The sequence below is a fragment of the Arthrobacter glycogeni genome, assembly GCF_054510815.1.
This window is the reverse complement of the sequence record NZ_JBTNDV010000002.1, coordinates 338,642-346,324: the sequence shown is the minus strand read 5'-3', so window position 1 is coordinate 346,324 and position 7,683 is coordinate 338,642. Positions and strand designations below refer to the sequence as shown.

The 7,683-nt window shown below is 61.6% G+C and carries 8 protein-coding genes; 3 read left to right on the top strand and 5 right to left on the bottom strand.

Annotation, left to right across the window (positions count from 1 at the left end):
- The 3 genes from ACX80G_RS03830 to ACX80G_RS03820 form a co-directional block, all read left to right on the top strand.
- Nucleotides 1–895: HNH endonuclease (locus ACX80G_RS03830; protein WP_459305706.1), on the top strand; the 895-nt coding region annotated here is incomplete at its 5' end.
- A gap of 78 nt (nucleotides 896–973) precedes the next feature.
- A complete protein-coding gene (locus ACX80G_RS03825) occupies nucleotides 974–2,203 on the top strand; it encodes an N-acetylglucosamine-6-phosphate deacetylase (protein WP_459305704.1) in 1,230 nt (409 codons plus the stop codon).
- 228 nt (nucleotides 2,204–2,431) lie between these two features.
- Nucleotides 2,432–2,635 (top strand): cold-shock protein, encoded by a 204-nt coding sequence (locus ACX80G_RS03820; RefSeq protein ID WP_019481284.1) that lies wholly within the window; start codon nucleotides 2,432–2,434, stop codon nucleotides 2,633–2,635.
- Between the two features lie 74 nt (nucleotides 2,636–2,709).
- Here ACX80G_RS03820 and ACX80G_RS03815 read toward each other — a convergent pair whose 3' ends face one another.
- From ACX80G_RS03815 to atpA, 5 genes are all read right to left on the bottom strand, one after another.
- Nucleotides 2,710–3,141 (bottom strand): DUF2550 domain-containing protein, encoded by a 432-nt coding sequence (locus ACX80G_RS03815; RefSeq protein WP_459305702.1) that lies wholly within the window; start codon nucleotides 3,139–3,141, stop codon nucleotides 2,710–2,712.
- An 11-nt stretch (nucleotides 3,142–3,152) separates the two neighbouring features.
- Nucleotides 3,153–3,437 (bottom strand): F0F1 ATP synthase subunit epsilon, encoded by a 285-nt coding sequence (locus ACX80G_RS03810; protein WP_019481286.1) that lies wholly within the window; start codon nucleotides 3,435–3,437, stop codon nucleotides 3,153–3,155.
- A 5-nt stretch (nucleotides 3,438–3,442) separates the two neighbouring features.
- On the bottom strand, nucleotides 3,443–4,906 hold the full coding sequence (gene atpD / locus ACX80G_RS03805; protein WP_459305700.1) for a F0F1 ATP synthase subunit beta: 1,464 nt from the start codon (nucleotides 4,904–4,906) through the stop codon (nucleotides 3,443–3,445).
- Between the two features lie 84 nt (nucleotides 4,907–4,990).
- Nucleotides 4,991–5,884 (bottom strand): F0F1 ATP synthase subunit gamma, encoded by an 894-nt coding sequence (locus ACX80G_RS03800; protein ID WP_459305698.1) that lies wholly within the window; start codon nucleotides 5,882–5,884, stop codon nucleotides 4,991–4,993.
- Nucleotides 5,885–5,973: 89 nt separating this feature from the next.
- On the bottom strand, nucleotides 5,974–7,608 hold the full coding sequence (atpA, locus tag ACX80G_RS03795; RefSeq protein ID WP_196841718.1) for a F0F1 ATP synthase subunit alpha: 1,635 nt from the start codon (nucleotides 7,606–7,608) through the stop codon (nucleotides 5,974–5,976).
- Nucleotides 7,609–7,683: the final 75 nt, after the last annotated feature.

Below are 7,683 nucleotides of genomic sequence, written 5' to 3'. Positions count from 1 at the left end.
CAGCGAACGGTTCGTGAGTATCCGGCCGGCACCGGACACCATGGCGTACCTGACCGCGTTGTTACCCGTGAAGAACGCCGTCGCGGCCTACGCGGCGTTGACCCGGCACGCTGACACGGCCCGGGCCGGCGGGGACACCCGGTCTAAGGGTCAGCTGATGGCCGACACCCTGATCGAACGGATCACCGGGACCCCCGGTGGTGTGTCCCGGGTCGAACTGCAGGTCATCATCACCGACCGGACCCTGCTCCAAGGCGATAGCGAACCCGCCAGGATCCCCGGCTACGGCATCCTCCCCTCCTCCTGGGCACGGCAGCTCCTGAACCCCGAACCCACCCAGCCCACTGAACCTGCTGATCCCAGTGGCCACTCTGATTCCTCTGGCCGCTCGGAGTCCTCCGGTGTGGGCCGCGAAGCCTTCGACGTGTGGGTGCGTCGCCTCTACACCGCGCCGGGTACCGGGGAGCTGGTGGACATGGATTCCAAAGCCCGGCTTTTCACCCGGGCGCAACGCCGGTTCAATAGGGCCCGGGACGATACCTGCCGCACCCCGTACTGTGATGCACCGATCCGCCACTACGACCACATCGTGCCCTGGCACCGCGGCGGACCCACCTCCATTCCGAATTCGGCGGGGCTCTGCGAGGCATGCAACCACACCAAAGAAACCCCCGGCTGGACAGCACAACCACGCCCCGGACCAGAACCAGAACCAGGACCCGACTCAGGCCCCGTCCCAGGGTCAGTCCCAGGGTCAGTCCCAGGCCCAGGCCCAGGTTCTCGGCACACCTTCCGCATCACCACCCCCACCGGCCACACCTACAACTCCACCGCACCACCCCTACCCGGAACAGAGCACAGGGCCCCGCCCCACACCGTCACAGCCGTCACCTGAGGTCTTGGACAGTGGGCTGGACCGCTGAAACAACGCGGTCCACGGCGGCTGTGGTCCGGCAACGCATAGAATCGGGCTATGGCCAGCAGCGAAGATCCGGGACCACCCACCGCGAGCTACATTCGCGGACGCCTTGTCACTGAGTCGGGGATTGTCGAGGACGGGGTTCTTGCCTACGACGGCGACCGCATCTCCTACGCCGGACCGGCCGCGGGGTTCAGCGCCGGATCCTCACCGGCCGACAGAACCTTTCCCCACGGGAGTGTCCTTATGCCCGGACTAGTCGACACCCACTGCCATGGGGCAAACGGCGGAGATTTCGCCAATGGGGATGTTGCACAGGCCCGGCGCGCAATCGACTTCCTTCATCGCAGTGGAACGACCACCGCCCTCGCCAGCACCATGACGGCGCCACGGTCCGATCTACTCAAAGCCCTATCAGTACTTGCCGGCCTGGCCGAGGAGGGCCTGATTGCTGGTATCCATGCCGAGGGCCCCTTCGTCTCGACAGCGCGCTGTGGTGCTCAAAACCCCGCCTTCATCGTCGATCCCGAACCGGAGTACGTGGCGGAATTGATCGAAGCCGCACAGGGGCGGATGAAGACCATGACCTATGCGCCGGAACTTCCCGGCGCGGATGCCCTCATCGATGCCCTCACCACCCACGGCATCACTCCGTCACTCGGGCACACCGACTGCGATGCCGAAACGGCAGCAGCGTCGCTGGCGCTGGCCCGCGAAGAAATGGAATCGACCGGTTTCGACGGCTACAGCGGCCGCCCGACCGTCACCCATCTGTTCAACGGCATGCCGCCGTTGCATCACCGCTCCCCCGGCCCCGTTGCTGCCTGTCTCCGGATAGCCAAAGCAGGAAACGCCGTCGTCGAGCTCATCGCCGACAACGCCCATGTAGACCCACAGACCGTTCTTACCGTTTTTGCGCTGGTCGGCAGCGACAACATTTCGCTGGTCTCCGACTCCATGGCGGCCACTGGCCTTCCCGACGGCGCGTACCACCTTGGACCATCGGCGGTAACCGTCAGGGACGGCGTTGCAACGCTCGACCGCACCGGCTCCCTGGCCGGTGGCACGGCGGTGCTGCTCGACATCGTCCGTCGGACTGTCGCCGCAGGGGTTTCACTCGACGACGCAGTGGCCTCGGCTACTACCGTTCCGGCGAACGTGCTGGGACTCGCTGACGAATTGGGCAGCCTGCGACTGGGACTTAGAGCGGACGCTCTGGTAGTCACAGCCGACCTTCGCCTTCTCGCCGTTCTCCGTGAAGGCACTTGGCTCGATCCCCTCTAAATTTCTCCCCAGAATCCGCCGAAAGTCCGTTGACCAGATCGGGCCCCTATGTGATGCTTATTTCAGTCTTTGTGTACGTGTTTTAGCATGCTCGCAAGACCGAGTTGCGAGCGTGTAACTTCCGAACGGAACCGAAATAGCCGGGTGCCGCTAGGTTGTTCCCGTGGAGTGACCCCGGGCCCGCACACAGTGTGTGAGCCTGAACATTTCATTATGGAGGAGAAACAAATGGCACAGGGAACAGTGAAGTGGTTCAACGCTGAAAAGGGCTTCGGCTTTATCACCCCGGATGACTCAGACGGTGATGTATTTGTGCATTACTCCGAGATCCAGACCGGCGGGTTCAAAACCCTCGATGAGAACCAGCGTGTTCAGTTCGAAATCGGACAGGGCGCAAAGGGCCCCCAGGCCACTGGGGTCACAGCCCTGTAACAACCAGGCTTTCAGCAACTCAACAAGTGAGGCCCCCGCGTTCAACGTGGGGGCCTCACTTGCTATCCATGGCGTTAACGCCAGGTGCCGATACCGATCACCGGTCCGGCCTCCAACCAAGAACATAACCCGGCGTAGACGTCAAACTTCATGGCCAGCAACACTTCCTCACCCTCGTAGTCAAGACACACCACGACGGCGCCGGGCTGGATCCTGTGCTTCTCCGCTTCAGTAGGCTGCCGCCATTCCCTAAGCTCCAGAGAACTACGCAGGTACCGATGACGGGGGCGAGGGCTCAGGGACACCATCCTCAACCACTCGAGGTGATGGTCCGTATAGCGACAAACCCCCATCTGCCATCCCTCGGGAGGGAAGCAGATGGAGGCGTCAAAAGTGCCAAGCGCTCCACGGAGCTGAAAACGGCGTAGACCTACTGCCAGAATGGCGAGCACCAGCAGCAGGAACACCGCTGCGAGCGTGATGAAGGCTATACCGAGACCGTCCATCACTGATTCTGTCAGCGAGTCTCCGCGGACACAGGGCCGCCGATCTTCGCATTGTCGGCGACGATGACCACCCGATTGCTGTCAACCGAAAAGAATCCTCCGTCAACTGATACCAGCAGACGTTCGCCTGATACGGGTTCGATAGCCATCTCGCCCTCGGCCAGGATGGCTAGCATCGGAGCGTGCCCGGGCAGGATGCCAATTTCGCCATCGCTGGTGCGGGCCCTGACCATGGTCGCCGCGCCAGACCACACGAAGTGGTCTGCCGCAACGATTTCTACTTCGAGTTCTGCCATGAGAATTACTTCCCGGTCTGCTCTTGGATCTTGGCCCACTGGCGCTCGACGTCGTCAAGCCCGCCAATATTGAAGAACGCCTGCTCAGCAATGTGGTCAAGGTCGCCGTTGGCGATGGCGTTGAAGCCCTCGATGGTGTCCTTGATGCCTACAGTCGAACCCTCGACGCCGGTGAATTGCTTCGCCGTGTAGGTGTTCTGTGACAGGAACTGCTGGATGCGGCGTGCCCGGGAGACAACAATCTTGTCTTCTTCAGAGAGTTCGTCGACACCGAGGATGGCAATGATGTCCTGCAGTTCCTTGTTTTTCTGAAGGATCTGCTTGACGCGCACCGCGGTGTTGTAGTGATCCTGACCGATGTACTGCGGGTCAAGGATCCGCGAGGTTGAGGTCAACGGGTCAATGGCTGGGTACAGGCCTCGGGACGCGATTTCACGGGACAGCTCGGTGGTTGCATCGAGGTGCGCGAAGGTCGCGGCGGGCGCCGGGTCGGTGTAGTCATCAGCGGGCACGTATACGGCCTGCATCGACGTGATCGAGTGACCCTTGGTCGAGGTGATGCGCTCCTGCAAGAGGCCCATCTCGTCCGCAAGGTTCGGCTGGTAGCCCACTGCCGACGGCATCCGGCCCAGCAGGGTCGACACCTCGGACCCGGCCTGGGTGAAGCGGAAGATGTTGTCAACGAACAACAGCACATCTTGCTTCTGGACATCTCTGAAGTACTCAGCCATGGTCAGCGCTGACAGGGCCACCCGGAGGCGCGTTCCTGGTGGCTCATCCATCTGGCCGAATACAAGGGCGGTGTCCTTGAGGACTCCTGCCTCTTCCATCTCAACCCAGAGGTCGTTACCCTCACGGGTACGCTCGCCAACCCCAGCGAACACCGAGGTGCCACCGAAGTTACGGGCAACACGGGTGATCATTTCCTGGATCAGCACCGTCTTGCCGACGCCTGCACCACCGAACAGTCCGATCTTGCCACCCTTGATGTACGGGGTGAGGAGGTCGATGCTCTTGATACCGGTTTCCAGCATCTCGGTGGAACCCTCAAGCTGGGCGAAAGCCGGTGGCTTGCGGTGGATGGGCCACCGTTCGGTGATCTCCAGCGAGGACTCTTCGACGTCGAGCGGCTTGCCCAGGACGTTGAAGATGTGACCCTTGACGACGTCGCCGACGGGTACCGAAATGGCGCTGCCGGTGTCGTGGACAACGGTTCCGCGAACCAGTCCGTCGGTGGCCTGGAGCGAAATAGCACGCACCAGGTTGTCACCGAGGTGCTGCGAGGTCTCGAAGGTGATGGTGTGCGTCTCACCATTGAGTGTGATCTCAGTGGTCAGGGCGTTATAGATGGCGGGAATGGCGTCAGCCGGGAACTCGACGTCGACAACCGGGCCAATGACACGGGCGATTCGACCGGTGCCGCCGGATGCAACTGAGTCACTACCGTGCTCAATAGTCTGGGCAGTCATCTCTCTCACTTCACTAACGTAGATGGCGTGGGGCTAAGTCTAACTAGGATGGAGCGTGTTCAGAAACCTGGGTGATGCAACCGGCTAGGAGGCGCTGAGCGCGTCCGCACCTGCCACGATCTCCGACAGTTCCTGAGTGATCTCCGCCTGGCGCGCAGTGTTGCGGAGCCGGGTGTATTTCTTGATCAGGTCCGTCGCGTTGTCGCCTGCGGACTTCATCGCCCGCTGACGGGCGGCGAGTTCGCTGGCTGCTGCCTGCAGGAGAGCCGCGAAAATCCGGGACTCGATGTAGCGCGGCAGCAGTGCGTCCAGGACCATTTCCGGTTCCGGCTCATACTCGTACAACGGCAGCAGATCCGACTCGGATACTGCTTCCTCTTCGACGACCTCGAGCGGGAGCAGACGGATGACCGTAGGTTCCTGCAACACCATCGACCGGAAGCGGGTGTAGACAACGTGGATTTCGTCGACGCCGCCGTCATCGAACCCCGTGTTGAATTCGGCGAGCAATGCTTTGCCGATCTCACGCGCAGTTTCGAACTCAGGGGCGTCAGTTCCACCAATCCACACGTTCTCAAACGGGCGGTTGCGGAAGTCGAAGTAGGCCTGGGCCTTCCGACCAACAAGGTAGGTCTTGACTTCCTTGCCCTCTTCCCGCAGCAGCTCGATGAGTGACTCGGCCTGCTTCAGAACGCTTGCCGAATACGATCCCGCAAGACCGCGGTCCGAGGTCATGACCAGAACCGCCGACCGGCGGATCTGCTCCGGCTCGGTGGTCAGCGGGTGATCGATCTCCGACTGCGATGCCACTGCTGAGACGGCACGGGTGATCGCATTGGCGTACGGCAGGGACGAGGATACTCGTGCCCTGGCCTTACCAATGCGAGAAGTCGCGATCAGCTCCATCGCCTTAAAGATCTTCCTCATCGACGTGGTCGACGTGATCTTCTGGCGGTAGACCCGGATCTGGGCTCCCATACTTGTCCTTTCCTTCGTAGTCCACCTGGGGATTACGGCTAAGGCTGGGGTGGCACCGGGGCGCCAGAAGCGCCCCGGTGCCGGTTTCCCTAGCGCTTCTGCTTGACGATCTTCTCCTGGTCAACCTCGTCCTCGGAGAGAGCGCTGTACTCTTCGTGCCCTGCGACCAGGCCGTCGTGGCCCTCGCCGAAGAAGCCCTGCTTGAAGTCGGTGATCTGCTTCTTCAGCTCGTCAACGGTGGAGTCTTCAAGGAGGTTGGTCTCCGCCAGGGTAGTCAGCACCGATGACTTGTGGCGCAGGTGTTCGAGGAACTGGCCCTCGAACTTCCTGACGTCTTCAACCGGTACATCGTCCAGGTAGCCGTTGGTACCGGCCCAGATGGACACCACCTGATCCTCAATGGGGAATGGCGCGTACTGACCCTGCTTGAGCAGTTCCATCAGGCGTGCCCCACGGGTGAGCTGCTGGCGTGACGCGGCATCCAGGTCGGACGCGAACATCGCGAAGGCCTGCATGTCGCGGTACTGCGCAAGGTCCAGCTTCAACGTACCGGAAACCTTTTTCATGGCCTTGACCTGTGCCGAACCGCCAACGCGGGACACCGAGACACCGACGTCCACTGCTGGACGCTGGTTGGCGTTGAAGAGGTCCGACTGCAGGAAGATCTGCCCGTCGGTGATCGAGATGACGTTGGTCGGGATGAAGGCCGAGACGTCGTTGGCCTTGGTCTCGACGATCGGCAGACCGGTCATCGAACCCGCACCGAGCTCGTCGGAGAGCTTTGCGCAACGCTCGAGCAGACGGGAGTGCAGGTAGAACACGTCGCCCGGGTAGGCTTCGCGTCCTGGCGGGCGGCGCAGCAGCAGTGAAACTGCGCGGTACGCCTCGGCCTGCTTGGAGAGATCATCGAAGATGACCAGAACGTGCTTACCAGCGTACATCCAGTGCTGGCCAATAGCCGAGCCCGCGTAGGGGGCCAGGTACTTGAACCCTGAGGGGTCGGACGCTGGTGACGCCACAATTGTGGTGTACTCCAGCGCGCCCTTGTCCTCAAGGGTCTGGCGAACAGCAGCGATCGTTGAAGCCTTCTGGCCGATAGCAACGTAGATGCAGCGAACCTGCTTCTTCACGTCGCCGGATTCCCAGTTGGCCTTCTGGTTGATGATGGTATCGACGGCGATAGCCGTCTTGCCGGTCTGGCGGTCACCAATGATCAGCTGGCGCTGGCCACGGCCGATCGGAATCATTGCGTCGATGGCCTTGAGGCCGGTCTGCATTGGCTCGTGGACTGACTTGCGCTCGGTGACACCGGGAGCCTGAAGCTCCAATGCACGCCGCCCTTCAGCCTTGATCTCGCCCAGCTCGTCGATGGGCTGGCCCAGTGGATCAACCACACGGCCAAGGAAGGCGTCGCCCACGGGTACGGAGAGGATTTCTCCGGTGCGGTGAACTTCCTGGCCTTCTTCGATGCCGGTGAAGTCACCGAGGATGACGACGCCGATTTCGCGGGTGTCGAGGTTCTGGGCGAGGCCCAGAGTGCCATCTTCGAAACGCAGCAATTCATTGGCCATCACCGAGGGCAGACCCTCAACCTTGGCGATGCCATCGCTGGCAGTACTTACGCGGCCCACTTCAACGCGCTCTGCGTTGCCGGGTTCGTAGGATGCCGCAAACTCGTTCAACGCATTACGGACGTCTTCGGCGTTGATGGTCAATTCGGCCATCTGCAGTCCCTGCTCTCCTGTGTTGTGATCGCCACTACTTCGCGGCAACCGGTGTGTGATTGAAGTCTGTTGTAT